The following is an 18,170-nucleotide window of genomic DNA, read 5'->3' as shown; positions in this document are numbered from 1 at the left end:
TGCGATTCGCCCGGCTTCGATACATCGTCTTATGCCGATTTCGACACACCAGCGTATGTGCGGCACACGTACAACAGCTGGAACGACGCCGGTTGGCGATCGCTGCTGGTACAGAGCTTCGACCACGTGTCCGAGGCCGAGCACCTTCCGATGCCCGCGGTGTCCGACCTGCACATCGCGCTGTGTGTGGCGGGGAACGCGGACGTTCGGCTGTACACCGGCGGGAAGCCCGTTGGGCGGCGGTGGGTGCCGGGCCACCTGGAGCTCATGGTTCCCGGGCGCGCCACCTCCGTCACGTATCGGGCGACGTCCAGGTTGCGGACCATCCAGGTGCACATTCCCTCGTCGGCCGTCCGGGAGGCCACCGGGGCGCTGGGCGATCGTGAGCCCGACTTCGAGGGGCTGGCCGCCGCCCTCCTGGCGGGAGATCCGGTCGTCGAGCAGCTTCTCCGCGCGCTGCCGGGCACCCGCGACGCCGGCGACCTGTACGCGGAGTCCGCCGCGGCGTTCCTCTCGACGCACGTGCTGACCCTCGGCAGGGACGTGCGCCTGCCCGGTCCCGAGCATGCCGCCGTCCGGGCGGGCGTCGCCATCATGCGGGAGCGCCTGGCGGAGCCTCTGACGCTGGCCACGATCGCCATCGAGGTCCATCTGAGCGTGTACCACTTTGTCCGTGTTTTCCGGCAGACCACCGGCGAGACACCGCACCGGTACCTCACCCGGTTACGGATCGAGCAGGCGCGGCGGCTACTGTCCACCAGCTCCCTCAGCATCGAGCAGATCGCCACGCGGTGCGGGTTCGCCAGTCCGGGCGCGTTGTCGTCGGCCTTCCTGCGCCATACGGGGGTCCGCCCCTCGACGTACCGCAAGAACTGATCGATCGACCGCAATCGCCCGCATGTTCAGCGAAGTCGGCAGTGCCTACGTTTGGGCGCATGCCGTACTCCTATGGCGTGACCGCACGCTCGCGGGCCACTCCCGACGCCGTCTTCGCGGCGCTCACCCACGCGGCCACCTGGCCCCGGTGGACGCCGATCGACTCCGCCGACGTCGAGAGCGGCGATCCCGAAGACCGGCAGGAGGTCGGCGACACCAGGATCTTCCGCACCGGCCGCAGCGTCTCCCGGGAGCGGATCGTCGAACTGATCGACAACCGGCGGTTCGTCTACGACACCGTGAACGGGGCCTTCCGTTCGTACCGCGGGACCATCGATCTCGCCCCGGTGCCCGGCGGGGGCACGCACATCGCGTGGTCCGCCACCTTTGACCCCAGGATGCCGCTCTCGGGTGGTTTCTGGCGGTGGTACCTGACCCGCTTCATGCAACGCATGGCCGACGGTCTCGCCGCGTACGCGAACGCCACCGACGGGTGATCAGCACCTCCTCGTAGCGGCGGCGAGGTCCGGGGCGCGACGCCCCCCCGCCGCGGCCGCCAGTCGTTCCCCGACCACCCGAGACAGTGAAGGAACACAACGATGTCCACGACGAGAGCACGCTCCATCCGCGGCCGGAGGTGGTGGGCGCTGTGGGGGCTGATGGCGCTGTCCGCGGTCGGCTTCGCCGTCGGGTCGGTGCCGCCGTACCTGAGCGGAGACGCGGCCGACGTCCCATTGCCGCTCAACCCGGATGTGGCGCTGCACTACCTGTCCCTGATGGTGCACGCCGTCCCCGGTGGCCTCGCCCTGGCCCTCGGGCCGGTGCAGTTCGTCACCCGCCTCCGCGTCCGCCGGCCCAAGGTGCACCGTGTCGTCGGCCGGGTGTACATGATCTCCATCGTGATCGCATCCATCGCGGCCGCGGTGAACGCCGCGATCACGATCAGCGGCTTCGCGGTCCAGGTCGCGTTCTTCATCCTCGTGGCGGCGTGGCTGTACACCCTGGCCATGGCCTACCGGCACATCCGCCGCGGCGAGGTGCAACTGCACCGGATCTGGATGATCCGCAACTACGCCCTGACGTTCGCCGCGGTCACCCTGCGCGTCTACCTGCTCCTCGGGCTGCAGCTGTCCCCCTCGGCGGGGTTCGAGCCGATCTACACCGCCGCCGTATGGGCGTCCATCCTGGGCAACGTCCTGGTGGCCGAGTACTTCATCGTCCAGCGCACGCTGGCCCCCTTGGCCCGTCGCCAGCAGCGCCGGGAAGACCCACTGGTCTCCACACCGGTATGACGCCCCGCCGGCCGGTCCGTGCGATCGTCGCCGGCGCGGCCGGACCGGAGGAGGGGTATGGGCGCATCCGAAGAGGGCGGTTGGTAAATCGATAACGCGATCTCCGCCTGCGACCGTTGCCCTATCGCTCCCTGCAACTCGGCCTCTCGGGTGAGATCGCGCGCCGGTACGCGGACGAGTGGACGGTCGCCATCACCGACGTCACCCCACTCGCCCGCGAGATCCATACACTCCTGCGCGAGGGCGAACCGGACACCGCGGCCCGGCTCCTCCCCGAAGAGCGCCCCTACCCCGCCGGAGACGAACTTCTGGCTCACCTGCGCCCGTAAGCGATCATGAACGCCAGGCGTCGGCTCGCTTCGATCACGGCCGCGTGGTCCGGCGGCGGAAACAGGCCCGCGCCGAGTACGCCGCCCTCTGATCGCCGACTCGCTCCGATCGGCTCAGCCGTTCCGTTCCCGGTCTGAAATTCTGCCGCCGCCCGCGGACACGTAGGAATTGAAAGCCCGCAGCGTTCGGAAGGTCTGACGAGGATGACGCGTGAGTGAACAAGACGACCGGTCCCGGTTCGAGGCGGTGTACCGGCGAACCCATGAGCAGATCCTCGGATACGCCGTGCGGCGGTGCTCCTCTCCCGAGGACGCCGCCGACGTCGTAGCCGAGACCTACGTGATCGCCTGGCGGCGGATGACCGAGCTCCCCGACGGTGAGGGCGGCAAGCTGTGGCTGTACGGCGTGGCCCGGCGGGTCCTGGCCAACCATCGCCGGAGCGAGCGGCGCAGACTCACCCGGCACACCGAACTCACCGACGAGATCGCACACCTCTACACCGCCCCCTCCCGCCACGGTGAGCAGGACGGCGTGGACGAGGCCATGAGCATGCTCTCCGACGGCGATCGTGAACTGCTGGCCCTGGCCCTCTGGGAGGGGCTCGACCCCGGCGAGATCGCCGCGGTGCTGGACTGCTCCCGCAACGCCGCCCGTATCCGCCTGCACCGGGCCCGCAGGCGCTTCGCCAAGGCCCTGGAGAAGACCCGCCCATCGGCCGCCCGTTTCGCAGCACGGCCGCTCATCGAGAGGGAGTCACGATGAACAACGACCAGACCTTCAAGCGCCGGGCGAGGGTGCTGGACGAGGACCTGGCCGGCCGGGCGTCCACCGCGGGGGCGGACGCGCTGCTGGCGGAGATCGTCTCGCTGGAGAACACCCCGACAATCGTCTCGCCGGAGAACACCCCGGCCCGGCGACGGCTCATGCCCTCCCCCAGCCGCGCCCTGCTCGGCCTGGCCGCGGCGGCCGTCGCGGTAGCGGTCATCACCCCCACGATGCTGTCCGACAGCACGATCTCCATCGCATCCCAACCCCACACGTCGGTGTCCGCGACGGCCGAACCGACCGCCCAGCAGATCCTGCTCGCCGCCGCCGCCGCCACGGAGCAGGCCCGTGCGGACGGCGACTATTGGCGTATCGCGACGGTCAACCGGGCGATGTTGATCGACCCCACCCGCAGCTATGTGCTTGAGAAAGGGCGGTCTGGAGAGCAATGGCTGGCGAAGCGGCCGGATCTGCGGAGTTGGCGCATCGGCCAGGATCTCGGCGTCAAGCCCGCGACCCCGCAGGACGAGGCGGCCTGGCGGGCCGCGGGCGCGCCCAGCAGCTGGCGATACCCCAAGGACTGGCGAGACCCCAAGAACAGGTGGGAGCAACAGTTCGCCGTCCCATTCGGGCCATTGGAGGCCGCAGCGGGTGAGCGAACCGCCGAGCGACTTCATTGGAAGGACACGGCCGGTGACCTGACGGTAGAGCCGATCACCTGGAAGGAGGTGCGCGCGATCCCCAGCGAGCCCGAGAAGCTCAGGACCTACCTGGAAGAGCGCATCATCCGGCGGCTGACAGCGGACCCTGATGTCGCGGTAGACGTGGAGAAGGTGACGGTGCAGCACCTTCGGTCAGCCTGCATGCGGATCATCAGTAGCTTGCCGGTGTCCCCCGAGGCTCGTGCGTCCGCGTACCGGATCCTCGCGTCTCTTCCCGGCATACGGGCCGAGGGGGAGGTCACAGATCCGCTGGGCAGGCGCGGGCAGGCGCTCGGCTATCAGCTGATAGACGACGAGGAGCCGGGCCTGTTCACCGAGATCCGTTTCGTGGTCGATCCCGGCACCGGCCTGCCTCTCGCCGAGGTGTGGACGATCGTGGGCAAGCTCGCGAACGGGCGACAGGTGGAGATCCGTCACTCCACCTCGTACCAGGCGATCGGCTGGACCGACGAACGGCCGAAACTGCCCGCGCAACGGAACTGAGCCGCTCACCGAACCGCGCGCGAAGGGAGGCAGAGAGGTCAGCGGCGCGGCGCCCTCTCAGTGATCACCCGCCGCTCGCGGGGGCCGGCGGTGGTTTCCGCGCCGCCGGCCTTCTGGCCCCGTGAGCGGACCGGGGAACAGTCGTCCGCACGGCTGTTCCTCCGCCACGAGATCGGCTACCTGCGGGCACTCTCAGGTCATCACACCTGGCGCCGGGGGATGCTGATCCCGAGCATGCGCGCCCCGGTCTCCGTGCGCGGGCGGTGGGTGCTGCCCGGGGCGAACACCACGTAGCTGCCCGGCCCGAGCCGGTGGCCCCTGTCGATGAACTCGCCGGACACGACGTAGTAGCGCTCCTCCCCGTCGTGCACGTCGACCTCCGGCCATTCGCTGCCCGGCGCGAAGTCGTAGACCCAGCCACGGGCCGACTCGGTGGTGGGCAGCAGCCGCCGGAAGATGCCGGAGGCGACCTCAACGGATTCGACCTCATCGACGTTCAGGATCTGTACGCCGTCGTGTTCTTCGTTCATGAGCCCATCGTGGCCGGGTACGGTCAGACCGCCCAGTGTCCAGAATGACATCCTCCGGTACTTTCCTGCCATGGCCGTTCATCGCGTCGTCGCCCTGGTCCTCCCGCCGCAGTCCACCTTCGAACTCGCGTGCGCTGCCGAGGTCTTCGGCGTGCGCCGTCCCGGCCTGCCCGTCCGCTACGAGTTCGAGGTCTGCGCCGAGCACCCGGGGCAGATGCCCACTCTGGCCGGTTACGACATGGCGGTGACCGCGGGCCTGGCAGCGCTCGACGCCGCCGACACGGTCGTGATCCCCGGCTGGCAGCGACCGGACACGCCCGCCTCGCCCGCCGTGGTGCGCGCGCTGCGGCTGGCTCATCGGCGCGGGGCCCGGACCGTCGCGATCTGCTCCGGCGCCTTCCTGCTGGCCCAGGCCGGTCTGCTCGACCACCGCCGGGCCACCACGCACTGGCGAATGGCCGCCGAGCTGGCGGCCCGCTTCCCGGACGTCCAGGTCGATCCCGACACCCTCTACATCGACCACGGCGACGTCGCCACCAGCGCCGGTACGGCCGCCGGTATCGACCTGTGCCTGCATCTGGTCCGTGCCGACCAGGGTGCCGCCTACGCCGCGCAGGTCGCCCGGCACATGGTCATGCCGCCACACCGCGAAGGCGGGCAGCTGCAGTACGCCGCGCCCCCTCCCACCGGCCACCCGCCCGGCTCCCTGGCCCCCGTGCTCGACTGGGTGACCGAACGACTCCACGAACCCCTCTCGGCCGATGACCTCGCCTCCCGGGCCGGGGTCTCCCCTCGCACCCTCGCCCGCCGGTTCGCCGAACAGCTCGGTGTCAGCCCCGGCCAGTGGCTGCTCGGCAAACGGATCGCGGCCGCCCAGGCCCTGCTGGAGGAGACAGACCTTCCCGTCGAGGCGATCGCCGTCAGGGTCGGCCTCTCCTCGGCCACCAACCTCCGCCGACGCTTCCACCGCGCCCTGCGCACCACCCCCACCGCCTACCGCCGCGCCTTCCGCGGCGGTGCGCCCTCTTCTCAGTGACACGGACTCGCCGGAGCAGGTCGACGCCGTACATACCGAACAGCACGATCCGTGATCGCGAAGTGCCGCTACCCAACCGCCGTACGAGGTCAGGTGGAGATCGGATCGCGGGGGCGGCCGGGGAGCCGATGGTCAGAGGCCGGCCGCCACCATGAAGTGGCGTCGCGATCAGTCGAGTGCGGTCAGGTGATCGAACTCACCGTCACGGGCGCCGAGGGCGAATGCCCTGAACTCTGTGAGCGTGTACACATGAGGCAGCCTGTCGGGGTTCTGGGAGTCGCCGACCAGGATGTAGCCGTTCTTGCTCGCGATCCGGACGCAGTTGCCACCGCCTCCACTGTGGGAGGAAACCTGCCACTTCACATCCGTTAAGTCGAACGCAGAAGGGTCGGGCTTGCTGACACTCACGTCACAGCTCCTTGATCATTTTCTTGAGACGAACGCGCGTGCCGTCGGGCTCCAGTGCCCGTTTCCACAGGTCGGCGAAGACCTCAGCGTAGCGATCCACATCCGACTCTTCCTCGAAGTACACCGAGCGGTTCATGGTCTCCACCCACACGACGTCGCGTGTGGCCTCAGGAAAACTCATCAGTACGAACGGACCGCCGAGACCCGGGTGGCACCCGATCGTATCCGGCAGGATCCGGATGGTGTTCTTGGACTGTTCGGACGCGGAGAGCAGACGCTCCAACTGGTCCCGCATCACCTGCCGGTCGCCAACGACGCGCCGCAGGGCGCTTTCTTCGATGAGAGCCTGGAACTCACGGAGCGCCCCTTCAGCGATCTTCCGTTGCCTGTCCATACGGACATCCACAAGACCCCTGACCTCGACCGGCTTTAGTTCGGTGCGCATGCTCTCGATGACGTGGCGAGCGTATTCCGGCGTCTGAAGCAGGCCCTGGACGAGGAGGGGCTCATAGTTGCGCAGGACAGAGGCATGTGGCTCCAGTTTCAGATACCCCTCGAACCGCATCGGCCCCAGAAGCGCGGAGTGTCTTCGCCACAGAGCGGGCCTCCGGCGGTGACCTGCCGAGGACGCGTCCACGCTGAGGAGACCGATAATCTCGCGCCGCACCTTCGGGTCGGCTTTGTAACAATCGAGGAGGGCTTCAACCAGTTCTTGCGCGAGGCGACGGCGCTGGCCACTCTCGATTCGGCTCAGCGCACTTGAGTCCGTCTTAATCCCCCGCTCGCGCAGCGTCTCGTGCTTCGCGACCGCGACGAGGGTCAGGTTCTCCTTCTCGCGCAACTCCTCAAGACGTCTGCCGATCTCACTGAGTGTCAGCGACCACGGCGCCTTGTTCATGTCCGGCATGTTGAGTCAGTGTGACGGCTCACCACGCTCCCCACAACCAAATCTATTGAACAATTTGCTTGTTCATGTTGCTTAGCAAATGACGAAAGAGCATCCTAGCCAGAGCCACAATGCGCATGAGTCCGCCTGCTTTTTTCGTATATATGCCCCTGCTTGTGCCGATCTGAGCTCGTCCGACCTTCGTCCTGGGAGGCTGTCACGATGCCCCGCCCCACGTTGTTCCGCACCCTTCTTCAGGAGCGTCATTGGAACAGCTGGGGCGTGTTCTGCCCCCACTTCGAGGAGGCGGCGCGGACACTCTCCGCAGAGACGAACTCGCCCCGCCTGGCCGCTGTCACGGTGGGACGCAGAACCTTCGACCGGTGGATTTCTGGCGACTGGTATGGGCGTCCCTGGCCGAACACCGCGCGGATCCTGGAACGTCTTCTCGGCTTCCCCTGTGCGGACCTGTTCAGCCCGACACCAGACGTCCTGAACGCGCGGGCGACTGTCCACGACCGCGGCGGAGTGCGGGCCTCCGTGATCATTGGACAGCGCTGGCCGACTTCCCGGCTGTTCATGTCCGCGACCGACGACGTTGCCGACTCCTGGGAAATGACCGGGAGGCAGGCTCTGGACGGCACCACGGTCGCCGTACAGTTCCACCCCGCATTCCGCCGCGGAGACGACGTAAGCATCTACGCATCGGACACCGGAGCGCTTAGGCAGTTCCTGCGCCCCGCACGACGCGGACTGCTCGTCGGGGTGCAGGAGCAGGCTGACGACCTCCAGCTCTATGTGGTCGACTCCTCGAACGCCCGAAGGGCACGTGCCACGTTTGCGGCCCAGGGCACGCACGACCTGCCCGCAGCCCATCTTCTAGACGACCTCACCTACGGCATCCTCTGGGCACTGATTCAACTCGACGACGGACTACTCGCCGATGACCGGTCCCTCGATGAGGAACGACACATGCTCGGCACATATCTGTCCCTGCCACGCTCAGCCCCCAGCCGAGTGACCCTGCCCGACCTCACCACTGTCGGCTCGAACTGGCTCGGTTCGGCTTTCTGCGCCCAGCACATCCAGCGACGCCTACAGGGAGCCTCCGCACCACCGGTCTTCTGGACCCGTGAGCAGACCGGCGAACAGGCGTCCGCGTGGCTGTTCTTCCGCCACAAGATCGACTACTTGCGGGCGCTTTCAGCTCAGTACGCCGGAACGAGTAGCCCGCTGTCTCGAGCCTTCTGCATACCGGAAGCCGAGGTGGCGAAAAGCAACCGCTACGAGCGCATCCTGCTCTTCCTGGCCATCACACTGATGGAGACACACGGGATCCATGTCCAGGTCATAGTCCATCCGGAATACTCCGCAGTCGATGGGTTCGCCCTGGTCCCGGAACAGCGTGCGGTGGTCGCCAACCGGGTCCGTACGGAGTCTCTTCGGGCTGCCGACACCATCACCCGGCGATCCGAACTCCGCGCCTACAGCGAGGCGTTCAACGACGCCCGCTCCCGCAGCGTGATGCGGGGACCAGACTCCGAGACCCGCCTACGCGCATTGACCGGATACCTGGACATGCAGTGGTCCTGGCTCATCAGACGCTGCCGTGAGCTGGGCGAACACGGGACGGCGAGTCTCGTACGACCCCGAAGCCGCCATATCAGCCTCGACGCGCTCGACAACGTCCTGCGGTTCCTCAGCACCCTTGCCCCAGACAGATAGAGGGGACAAGGCTGATCCTTGATCCCGGCAACAGTGACCCGCCCTTTCGAAAGGCGCTCTCCATGGCCCTCGACACCCAGGAACCGAACCGCGCTGTTCTGGTGCTCTCGCTCGGCGGCACCATCGCCATGACCACTCCGTCCGGAGAGGCCGGTGGTGTCACTCCGCGGCTGACCGCGGCGGACCTCGTCGCGGCGGTGCCCGGTCTGAAGGGAGAGGCCACCCTGGAGGTCGAGGACTTCCGGCAGATGCCCGGCGCCTGGCTCACCGTCGACGACATCGCGGCCCTGGCCGACCGGCTCAACAAACAGGCCGCCACGGGGACAGCCGGTTTCGTCATCACGCAGGGCACCGACACGTTAGAGGAGACCGCCTTCCTGCTGGATCTCCTCTATCGAGGTGACGCCCCCGTCGTACTCACCGGTGCGATGCGCAATCCCGAGATGGCCGGTGCGGACGGCCCGGCGAACCTTCTCTCCGCCATACGCACCGCGGCGAGCCCGGCCTTCCGGAACCTTGGCATCCTGGTGGTCTTCGCCGACGAGATCCACGCCGCGCGTCACGTCCGTAAGATCCACAGTACGAGCACGTCCGCGTTCTCCTCGCCCGGCGCCGGACCGATAGGTCATGTCATCGAAGGGCGACCCCGCCCGCACTTCTCGCTGCCGCGTCGGCCGACCGTGGCGCTCCCGTTCACCCGGCAGGCCAGGGTGGAGGTGATCCATACGACTTTGGGCAGCGATGGGATCCTGCTCCAGGGACTCGACGAACGCCTCGACGGCCTCGTGATCGCGGCCTTCGGAGCCGGGCACGTACCGGCGACCTGGGTCGAACGCTTGGAAGAACTCGCGGCCCGCATCCCCGTGGTCCTCACCTCCCGCACCGGCGCCGGCAGTGTGCTCTCCAGCACGTACGCGTTCAGGGGATCCGAGAGCGACCTGCTGGCACGTGGCCTCATCAACGGCGGCTCGCTGGACCCGTACAAAGCGCGCCTTCTCCTTCTCGCACACCTGAGCACCGGAGCGGACCTTACGGTGATCACGAACGCCTTCGAAATCAGGCGCTGAGCCACCCGCGAGAGATCTGGAGCACCGCATGCGCACCACTGAAATCGCCACGGGCCGAAGTTTCGCCGTCGTGATCGACCATGGTGAGGAGTTCTTTCCCACGCTGGAGGAGTTCTGTGCCGAAAACAACATTCGTGCGGGCTACGTCCCGACTTTCGTCGGCGGCTTCCATTCCGCGAGGCTGGTCGGCTCCTGCGAGCCGCTGAAGCACCCGGAGAAGCCGCTGTGGGAGGAGATCGAGGTGGAGACTCTCGAAGCGCTCGGTGGCGGCACACTCGCCTGGGACACCGAGAACGACCGCCTCGCCCCCCACATCCACGTATCCGCTGGTTTGAAAGCCCAAGCCGCAGACGGGCGCACAAGTCATCTACTCGGCGCCAAGGTCCAGTTCGTCATGGAACTCATCGTTGTGGAAATCCTCGCCCCGGCCCTGACCAGGCCCAGGATGCCGAGTTTGTACGATGTCCCGCTGCTCACGTTCGGCGAGCGGAACTAATCCGAAATCTGCGGGGAGATGAGGCAAAGGACACCAGATCTTGGGCTGCGGCCGTCTCGCTCGCCTTCATAGCCACCAGAAGATCGATCGTCAAAAGAACAGGAAATCGAAAAGAACCGTGCAGAGGTGGGGCGCGTTCGGCTCAGCCCAGCAGAAGGCGGCAAGTGACCACGTTTGAGCATCGCTTGTAGAGCCGTCGTGCGGTAGGAACTCCGTGGGGGCGATGTATCCCTCGCCGGGGTCAAGCCGGATGCGCAGGCACCGCAGCGGGTGCCCTTCTGCGACGTAACGGCGCAGGTCGTCGGTGTGCGGGTAGTACCCGTCCTGGTCACAGCCCAGGGCTCGGCAGATCTCCTTGATATCCAGGTCGCCGACCAGGAGATAGCGGGTGCCGGGTCCAAGGTTGAGGCAGAGGCGTCGGCGGCTGTCCTGTCTGGTCGAGTAGGGCTGTTGGTCGAAGTTGTCGATGTGCAGCCCGATCCGGTGACCGGTCGTGGAGTCCTCGGTGCTGGTGAGCCGTCCGGGCGGGCCGACCGCGCAAGCGAGGCGCCGACGCGGCCAGTGGCCTGCCAGTGGGTCGAGAGCGGTCGCGGCGTCCAGTCGGTCCGGTAGATCGTCGGAGGCGAAGACCGGCAAATTCTGATTGACGAGTTCGACCATCGTGTTGGGCGATGTGGCGGCCGCAGGCCGGAATCGTTCAGCTTCCTCCTCGCTGAGTGCCATCCAGTTCCCCTGGGGAACGACGGCCGCGCCATCGTCGTAGCCGGGCATGTCACCCGCCTGCCTGACATCCCCGATGTCGATGCGTCCCCGGATGTCATCGAACCGGTCGAACAACAGCCGTACGCTCATATCCTCACCCCTCGCCCAACGATTGCCGGGTCCTAACCGATAGTGATCTCCATCTCGGCCGCGAACGCCTCGGCGAGGCCCTGCAGCTGCGGCCGATCGATGATGATGTGCTTGAGCGCGCTCACTCCGCGAATGCCGGACAGGTCGTTGCCGCGAAGGTCGAGGTCGCGGTACTTACCGTCGTCGAACTCGGCCAGCGTGAGATCGCAGTCGTCAATGGCCACGCCGCTGCTCAGATCGGCCGCGGAGAACCGCGCATCCCGCAGGGAGCAGGACGAGAAGATGACCGACCCGGTGGCGCGTACGCGGGTGAAGGCGGCGAGGTCGAGCTTGCACCCTTCGAAGACCACGTCGTCGAGGGTGATTCCCTCCCACACGGTGCCGAGCATTTTGCAGTTGGTGAACGTGACCCGGGAGAGCTTGCTGTCTTCCCAGTGGAGGTCGGACAGGTCGCAGTCGGAGAACTCCACCGAGTGCAGGCGTAGATCGTCCAGGCGGGCACGCTGGGTGGTGAGGCCGATGACGCGCCCGTCCATGAGCTGGGTCCCCGACAGGGACAGCTCACGCAGACGGGCGTCGGCATATCGGAAGTCGCGCAGCTTGCCGTGCTCGCCCTCCAGCGAATCGACCTCGTCCAAGTCCGCGTCGTCCAGGTCCGGCAGCGTGACGCTCGTCTCGCGCACAGTACGTGTGTCCATGGTCCTACCTTCCAGGGGAGGTGAATGATTCCGTCGTGGACGCGAGATCGCCGCGCCCACGACGGTCATCTGCTATTTCTTCTTGCTCCAGTTGTCCCAGCTCGGCTTGTTGTCGAATCCCCCCTTCTTGTTGTCCCAGCTCGGCTTGTTGTCGAACTTGGCGGCCTGAATCGGACCGGGACTCTCAGGGGTGCTGCTGCCGATCAGCTTGTCGACCACCTTCGCATCCGTGGCGGCCAGGTACTCCAGCATGGTCATGTCGCGATCTCCTTTGTGGTTGCGGTGTACAGGGCGGTGATGAGGGCTTGACGGGTAAGGCGGCAGTAGTCGGTCTCTGTCGTGGCGAAGCTGCCGTTCTCGAAGTAGCGGTTGCACGCCTGGGCGCCCCGGCAGAAGTCCCAAAATTCGCATTCGGCTTCGCAGCGTCGCAGACCGGCCATGAACTCGCGGGCGTAGCGCAGCCGGTGCGCCTGATCCAGCATGCTGGCGATGCTCTGAGAGCGGACGTTCCCGGCAAGGAAGTCGCCGTAGGCGTCGTCGCCGATGCCGGCCAATTCGGGCGAGAGCAGCACCACGTCTCCATCCACCGACACTGTCGGGATCGGATCGAGGCCATATCTGCACCACTCGTCGCCTCGCCCGCTGCGGGCGAGGCCCAGGTAGTCGGCGAGCCGGTCGAGTTCCCGCAGCGCCGGTCCTCCGTCGTGGGTCTTGCGCCAGTTCAGGACCCCATACCAGAAGCGTTCGGCCTGATCCTGGGTGATCCCGCACTGCTGGTCGTTGACGCCTTCCATCTCCTCCACGTTCAGGCCGATGGTGTGCGGCCCCAGGTCCGCGAGGAAATCCAGGAGGGATTCGGGCTGCTTGATACCTTCGGCCCCCACGACAGCGATCAGAGAGAAGCGGATGCCGTAGTTTGCGAGGCGGCGGATGCCTCGGACGATCCGGTCGAAGGCAGGGCGGCCACGAAGATCGACCCGCCGGGTGTTCAGAGCCGCCGGGCCGTCGATGCTGACGCCAACATGGATTTGGTACTGGGCGAGCAGGTCGCACCACTCGTCGTCGATGAGGGTGGCGTTGGTCTGCACGCTGTGTTGTATGCGGCCCGCGTGCCGCAGTTCCTCGAACGGCGCGAGCAGGGCGGCGAACTTGCGTCGTCCCAAGGCCAGGGGCTCTCCGCCATGCCACACAATGTCCAGTTCGTCACCAGAGTCGGTCAGATCCACAGCCGAGGCGGCAACGGCCCGAGCCACCTCGGATGACATCTCATTGCCGAGCCGCCGGAACGGCAGGTAGCAGTAGACGCAATCAAGGTTGCACAGCGTGGTCGGCTGGAGTACCAGGGTCTTGGCCCGGCCGAACCACCGATTGAAATCCGACTGGCCTTCCATCTCTTGGCGTTCCTTCCCTGGGAGATATGGTGATCGTGGGCCTTACACGTGGGCGGGTGGGCCGCGGGCCAGGGCGATTGGAAGTCGCCGACCAGTGTGACGGGCAAGATCCAGAGGGCGCGCCCGGTACCGGGGCCTGTATCCCTACGGGAAAAACTTGAGGGACCGAGTTTCCGCCCTACTGCCATAGCGCCGATGACACCGCAGTTCACACCTGAAAGGTGAACGAAGGGACGGCGGCACAGGCACCGAAGTGCATGATCATGCCCAGCCATCAGTGATCACCGGTGGACGAGGCGAAGAACGCCGTCACGACTTTGCCCGCTTCCATCTTTTCCACCCACCAGGCGGTCGAGAGGAGGGCCACGAGGAACATCCCGCGGCCGTCTTCGGGTATGTCGTCCAAGTCATTCGACGGGTTGGACGGACTGACCGGGACTGCGTCGATGTCGGTGTCGCGATCGGCAACCGCCACGACGGCGCACTGCTCGTAGATGTCGAGAATGAGCGAGACCGGGCCGCCGGCGTGCTTGAGCGCATTGCCGACGAGTTCATCGGCCACCAGGACCGCGTCATCGATCCGCTCCGCGTTGAACCAGCCGTTCAACGCCGTGCGCACCTCGACACGGGCTACCCCCTGGGGAGCAACATGGTTGGTGAGATTGATGTCACGGTGGTCGACTAGCTTTCCGAAACCTCGGTGGTGGACCAAATCGACGGCTGTCGGGGGCACCCTCGTCTCCTCACACTCGAGACGCCCTGTGGCGTAGGCCACGCTCGGCCTGGGTTCAACCGTGACGCACGGTCCGTGGCACCAATACGCCAAACCATCGCCACTTCCACGCCACTTCTCGTGACGCCGCCCCTACCACCGAGAGCCAGAACAGGACGAACAGAGCAAAACGAGAGTCTTTGAGGAGCGCACGGCAAAGTAACGCTGGTTTGGCATGCCAGTGCCGAGGGATGTTCCTACCGAGGAAAAGGGCAATGCCAGTTGATAAGGATTCGCCGGAACAAGCCAATGCCGTATTTGTTGAACAGCACAATCCCATGGTCGCGAAATACCGCTCCCAACCGCCGTACGGGGTCAGATGGAGACCGGGCCGTAGAGGGCGGCTCGGGAGGCGGTGGCCAGGGCCCAGTAGCGGTCGCCGTAGGACCAGTGCCACCATTCGGTGGGGTAGTTGACCAGTCCGGCGGCCTCCAGGGTGACGCCGAGGAGTTTGCGGTGGTGGCGGGCCTCGGGCGACAGGCCGGGGGCGTCGGTGTAGCAGGCGCCGTCGCTCTGCTCGGGGGTGGCGTTGAGCCGGGTGCCCATGTCGAGCTCGGTCCCGTCCTCGGTGGACAGGGTGAGGTCGACCGCCGCTCCCGCGGTGTGCGGGGCGATCTCGACGGGTGACACGTAGCGGCTGGCGGCGGCCCGCAGCTCCGCGGGTGACATCTCCGGATACAGCGCCCGGAGCTCCGCCGAGTAGCCGTCGAAGATCTCCTTCTGCGTCGCCGGTGGCCGGTACCCCTCCACGACCAGCAGCCGGTATCCGGTGGGAAGCTGCGCCTGTGCCTCCTCCAGCCGGGTCAGCAGCCCGAGCCGCAGATGGGCGAAGGCGCCCTCGGGGTCGGCGAGCCGCCCGTCCGTCCGCAGCCGCCCCCGTACGTCGACCAGCTGTTCTCCTGACTCCTCGACGGGGATCGAGGCGACTCGGGGATCGGAGATCAGAACGATGTCACGCATGGCGGCAATTCTTCCCCAAGCGCCACGATGCGCGGACCCCGCTCAGGAGGGAACGGGAGTACCGTGCCGTGCCCGTCCCTGTGCCCGGAAGGGAACAACGCCGGTCCGCCCCCGTTCCCATCGTGACCGGCACCGGCAGCGACCACGGCACGGGACGTCAGACCGTGTCCGAGAACACCTGCTCGCGGGCCTGCTGGAGCGCCGACACCAGGGCGCCGCGCAGTACGGGGTTGCCCCTGACCCGCGAGACCACCACCCTGGGCTGGCTCGGGCAGAACCGGGCCACCGCGTCCTGCACCCTGGCGGCGAGCGCGTCTCCCCCGGCCCTGCCGACGTCGCCGCTGAGCACGATCAGTCCGGGGTCCAGGACGACCGCGACGGCGGCGACGCCGACGGCCAGTCGTCCGGCCAGCTCGTCCAGGAACGCTTCGGCGCCCTCCGCGACGGCCGTACGGACGCGGTCTCCCACGGAACCGGCGTCGGCCCCCGAGGCGGAGCCGATGCCGTGGGCGTTCGCGAGCCCGGTCACGGCGTCGCCGCCGACCAGGCGCTGGAACGAGCCCGACTGGGGCTCGCTCACGTCGGTGGGGAGCGGCTCGCCGGGCACGGGGAGCCAGCCGATCTCGCCCGCGCCGCCGGTGAAGCCGCGGTGCAGCCGTCCGCCCAGCATGACGCCGAGTCCCTGCCCGACCCCCGCCCAGACGAGCACGAAGTCGTCGACGCCCAGCGCCGCCCCGTAGGCGCGCTCGGCCAGCGCGGCCAGGTTCACGTCGTTCTCTATCGTGACCGGGACGCCGAGGTCGCGGCGGAGCTCGGCGAGCACGCCGTTGTGCCAGGAGGGCAGGTCGAGGGAGAAACGTACGTCGCCGCTGCAGGGGTCGACGACACCCCGGGTGCCGATCACGAAGGCGCGCAGCCGGTCGACGCCGATACCCGCCGACTCGCACGCCCGGCCGACCGCGCTGCGCACGAGCCGTGCCGGGTCGTCGTGCCCGCTGGGGTCGGCGGAGACCTCGGCGACGAGGGCGCCGGTGATGTCGGCGACCCCGGCGCTGATCCTGTCGGGCAGTACGTCGAGTCCGACCACGTACGCGCAGGAGGGCACCACCCCGTAGAGCGCGGCGTTGGGGCCGCGCCCGCCCGCCTGCTCGCCGACCACCGTGACGAGGTCGCGCTCCTCCAGTCTGGAGAGCAGCTGACCGGCGGTCACTTTGGAGAGCCCGGTGTATTCTCCCAGCTCAGCCCGGGTGAGAGGGCCGCTGGACAGCAGGAGTTCCAGCGCCGCGCGGTCGTTGAGCTGGCGCAGCAGCCGGGGGGTTCCCGGGCGTGTGGGCAAGGCCGTCCTCCCCGTCACGATCCGCTAACGATCGTTTCTTTTAATAAAGTTTCTTGTTAGTTTAACCCCAGTCAGCCCGCAGGCAAGCGATCGGAACCGCGGGTTGCGGTAGTTCCGACCGCTCCCATTGAGTGCAGAGGGTCACGGGGACCCCGGCCATAACAGATGAGCGCAAACCCCGGCGAAAGCCTGAAAGGGAGAACTCCAGTGAAGTTCGCGAGAATCGCCACCACGACGGCCACCACGGCCGCCCTCGCCCTGGGTCTCGCCGCGTGTGGCAGCAGTGAACCTGCCGCCCCGGCCGCCGGCTCCGACGCGACGGCACCCGCCGCGTCCGGCCCCAAGTTCGCAGGTCAGACGCTGACCGTCTGGCGCCTTGGCGCTCCGGACGAGAAGCAGAACAAATTGATGGCCGACCTGAACGCCAAGTTCAAGGAGACCACCGGCGCCGACGTCAAGCTCCAGTGGGTGCCCTGGCCCGACGCGCAGGCCAAGTGGACCGCGGCGCTCGCCGGCGGCGAGGGCCCCGACGTCACCGAATTCGGCAACGACCAGGTGGCCGCGTGGGTCGCGCAGGACGCGCTGACCGACATCACCGACATCGTCAAGGGCGCGCCCGACTTCCAGCAGATCCCGCAGAACCTGTGGGGCTACGAGACGGTGGACGGCAAGATCTACGCCGCCCCGTGGGGTGGCGGCACCCGCGCCGTCCTCTACCGCAAGGACTGGTTCGAGGACCTGAAGATCGAGGTGCCCAAGACCTGGGAGGACCTCGTCGCGGCGGGCAAGAAGATCGTCGCCGAGAAGGGCAAGGACGTCGACGGCTTCGCCTTCAACGGCGGCTCCGACGCCAACATGTCGCTGTCGCCGTTCGTCTGGTCGGCCGGTGGCGACTTCGCCGCGTTCGAGGGCGGCAAGTGGGTCGGCAAGCTGACCGAGCCCGGCTTCAAGGAGGGCTTCCAGTACTACACCGACCTGGTGACCAAGCACGGCGTCTCGCGCAAGTCCGCCCTCACCCAGAACTCGGTGGACATCGCGACCCGCTTCGCCAACAGCAAGGTCGGCATGTACGTGACCGGCGGCTGGGACATCACCACCATCAAGGAGCAGAGCGGCGGCAAGGTCGACGACGCGAAGATGGCGTTCTTCTCGCTCCCGGCCAAGGACGGCAGCGGCCCGGCCCCGGCCTTCCAGGGCGGCAACGACATCGCCATCTGGAAGGACACCAAGAACGTCGAGCTGTCCGCCGAGTACGTCAAGCTCGCCGCCGGCAAGGAGTTCGGCACCCGCTACGCCAAGGAGGGTGGCCTGCTGCCGCTCTACCCGGAGGCGCTGACCGAGTACGCGGCCGACCCGGTGCAGGCGCCGTTCGCCGAGACCTTCAAGGTCGCCAAGGGCTTCCCGAACGACACCAACTGGGCCGAGGCGAACGACACCAAGGCCGTCCTGCAGAGCGCGGCCCGCTCGGTCATCGAGGGTAAGAAGGACGTCGACACCGCGCTGACCGACGCCAACAAGGAACTCGAAGAGATCCTGAACCAGTAA

Annotated in this window: 21 protein-coding genes; 11 read left to right on the top strand and 10 right to left on the bottom strand. The window is 67.3% G+C overall.

The genetic code is table 11. The features are described from left to right. Positions 1–57 precede the first annotated feature (57 nt). From ABD817_RS25490 to ABD817_RS25465, 6 genes are all read left to right on the top strand, one after another. Positions 58–876: a helix-turn-helix domain-containing protein gene (locus ABD817_RS25490; RefSeq protein WP_344920661.1), complete on the top strand. Its 819-nt coding sequence runs from the start codon at positions 58–60 to the stop codon at positions 874–876. Between the two features lie 59 nt (positions 877–935). Next, complete coding sequence (locus ABD817_RS25485) at positions 936–1,373, top strand: SRPBCC family protein (protein WP_344920660.1); 438 nt, start codon at positions 936–938, stop codon at positions 1,371–1,373. Positions 1,374–1,475: 102 nt separating this feature from the next. Continuing rightward, positions 1,476–2,168 carry a DUF2306 domain-containing protein gene (locus ABD817_RS25480; protein WP_344920659.1) on the top strand — a complete coding sequence of 231 codons (693 nt, stop codon included), beginning with the start codon at positions 1,476–1,478 and terminating at the stop codon, positions 2,166–2,168. Positions 2,169–2,275: 107 nt separating this feature from the next. After that, positions 2,276–2,497, top strand: a complete 222-nt coding sequence (locus tag ABD817_RS25475) for a DUF4291 family protein (RefSeq protein WP_344920814.1) — start codon at positions 2,276–2,278, stop codon at positions 2,495–2,497. 211 nt (positions 2,498–2,708) lie between these two features. After that, positions 2,709–3,260 carry an RNA polymerase sigma factor gene (locus ABD817_RS25470; RefSeq protein ID WP_344920658.1) on the top strand — a complete coding sequence of 184 codons (552 nt, stop codon included), beginning with the start codon at positions 2,709–2,711 and terminating at the stop codon, positions 3,258–3,260. Continuing rightward, the gene (locus ABD817_RS25465) at positions 3,257–4,468 is read left to right on the top strand and encodes a CU044_5270 family protein (RefSeq protein WP_344920657.1); all 1,212 of its coding nucleotides are present in this window, start codon (positions 3,257–3,259) and stop codon (positions 4,466–4,468) included. The genes ABD817_RS25470 and ABD817_RS25465 overlap by 4 nt, the downstream gene beginning before the upstream one ends. A 200-nt stretch (positions 4,469–4,668) precedes the next feature. Here ABD817_RS25465 and ABD817_RS25460 read toward each other — a convergent pair whose 3' ends face one another. Beyond that, entirely contained in the window at positions 4,669–4,998 is a 330-nt protein-coding gene (locus ABD817_RS25460) for a cupin domain-containing protein (protein ID WP_344920656.1), read from the bottom strand. 70 nt (positions 4,999–5,068) lie between these two features. On the opposite strand from ABD817_RS25460, the gene ABD817_RS25455 reads away from it, so the two are divergent. Beyond that, positions 5,069–6,034 carry a GlxA family transcriptional regulator gene (locus ABD817_RS25455; protein ID WP_344920655.1) on the top strand — a complete coding sequence of 322 codons (966 nt, stop codon included), beginning with the start codon at positions 5,069–5,071 and terminating at the stop codon, positions 6,032–6,034. A 168-nt stretch (positions 6,035–6,202) separates the two neighbouring features. Here ABD817_RS25455 and ABD817_RS25450 read toward each other — a convergent pair whose 3' ends face one another. After that, positions 6,203–6,442: a DUF397 domain-containing protein gene (locus ABD817_RS25450; RefSeq protein WP_344920654.1), complete on the bottom strand. Its 240-nt coding sequence runs from the start codon at positions 6,440–6,442 to the stop codon at positions 6,203–6,205. 1 nt (position 6,443) lies between these two features. Next, positions 6,444–7,349, bottom strand: coding sequence for a helix-turn-helix domain-containing protein (locus ABD817_RS25445; RefSeq protein WP_344920653.1), 906 nt, complete (start codon positions 7,347–7,349; stop codon positions 6,444–6,446). 201 nt (positions 7,350–7,550) lie between these two features. Between ABD817_RS25445 and ABD817_RS25440 the strand changes: the two genes are divergently transcribed. The 3 genes from ABD817_RS25440 (at position 7,551) to ABD817_RS25430 (ending at position 10,616) form a co-directional block, all read left to right on the top strand. Continuing rightward, positions 7,551–9,053 (top strand): hypothetical protein, encoded by a 1,503-nt coding sequence (locus ABD817_RS25440; RefSeq protein WP_344920652.1) that lies wholly within the window; start codon positions 7,551–7,553, stop codon positions 9,051–9,053. Positions 9,054–9,115: 62 nt separating this feature from the next. Further along, positions 9,116–10,120 carry an asparaginase gene (locus tag ABD817_RS25435; protein WP_344920651.1) on the top strand — a complete coding sequence of 335 codons (1,005 nt, stop codon included), beginning with the start codon at positions 9,116–9,118 and terminating at the stop codon, positions 10,118–10,120. A gap of 28 nt (positions 10,121–10,148) precedes the next feature. After that, positions 10,149–10,616, top strand: a complete 468-nt coding sequence (locus tag ABD817_RS25430) for a PPC domain-containing DNA-binding protein (RefSeq protein WP_344920650.1) — start codon at positions 10,149–10,151, stop codon at positions 10,614–10,616. Between the two features lie 90 nt (positions 10,617–10,706). Here the strand turns inward: ABD817_RS25430 and ABD817_RS25425 are convergent, their stop codons facing one another. The 7 genes from ABD817_RS25425 to ABD817_RS25395 form a co-directional block, all read right to left on the bottom strand. After that, complete coding sequence (locus ABD817_RS25425; protein WP_344920649.1) at positions 10,707–11,468, bottom strand: hypothetical protein; 762 nt, start codon at positions 11,466–11,468, stop codon at positions 10,707–10,709. A gap of 32 nt (positions 11,469–11,500) precedes the next feature. Continuing rightward, a complete protein-coding gene (locus ABD817_RS25420; RefSeq protein WP_344920648.1) occupies positions 11,501–12,166 on the bottom strand; it encodes a pentapeptide repeat-containing protein in 666 nt (221 codons plus the stop codon). Between the two features lie 72 nt (positions 12,167–12,238). Then, positions 12,239–12,424, bottom strand: a complete 186-nt coding sequence (gene amcA / locus ABD817_RS25415) for a multiple cyclophane-containing RiPP AmcA (protein ID WP_344920647.1) — start codon at positions 12,422–12,424, stop codon at positions 12,239–12,241. Further along, on the bottom strand, positions 12,421–13,557 hold the full coding sequence (gene amcB / locus ABD817_RS25410; protein WP_344920646.1) for a cyclophane-forming radical SAM peptide maturase AmcB: 1,137 nt from the start codon (positions 13,555–13,557) through the stop codon (positions 12,421–12,423). Before amcB ends, amcA begins: the two co-directional genes overlap by 4 nt. 274 nt (positions 13,558–13,831) lie before the next feature. Then, entirely contained in the window at positions 13,832–14,290 is a 459-nt protein-coding gene (locus tag ABD817_RS25405) for an ATP-binding protein (RefSeq protein WP_344920645.1), read from the bottom strand. 354 nt (positions 14,291–14,644) lie between these two features. Next, positions 14,645–15,289 (bottom strand): M15 family metallopeptidase, encoded by a 645-nt coding sequence (locus ABD817_RS25400; protein WP_344920644.1) that lies wholly within the window; start codon positions 15,287–15,289, stop codon positions 14,645–14,647. 157 nt (positions 15,290–15,446) lie between these two features. Then, complete coding sequence (locus ABD817_RS25395) at positions 15,447–16,625, bottom strand: ROK family transcriptional regulator (RefSeq protein WP_344920643.1); 1,179 nt, start codon at positions 16,623–16,625, stop codon at positions 15,447–15,449. A 207-nt stretch (positions 16,626–16,832) separates the two neighbouring features. On the opposite strand from ABD817_RS25395, the gene ABD817_RS25390 reads away from it, so the two are divergent. Then, entirely contained in the window at positions 16,833–18,170 is a 1,338-nt protein-coding gene (locus ABD817_RS25390; protein WP_344920642.1) for an extracellular solute-binding protein, read from the top strand.

It is taken from the genome of Streptosporangium oxazolinicum (assembly GCF_039537505.1).
GTDB classification, from domain to species: Bacteria; Actinomycetota; Actinomycetes; order Streptosporangiales; family Streptosporangiaceae; genus Streptosporangium; species Streptosporangium oxazolinicum.
The sequence above is the reverse complement of the archived record's forward strand: the minus strand, read 5'-3'. Positions and strand labels throughout refer to the sequence as shown.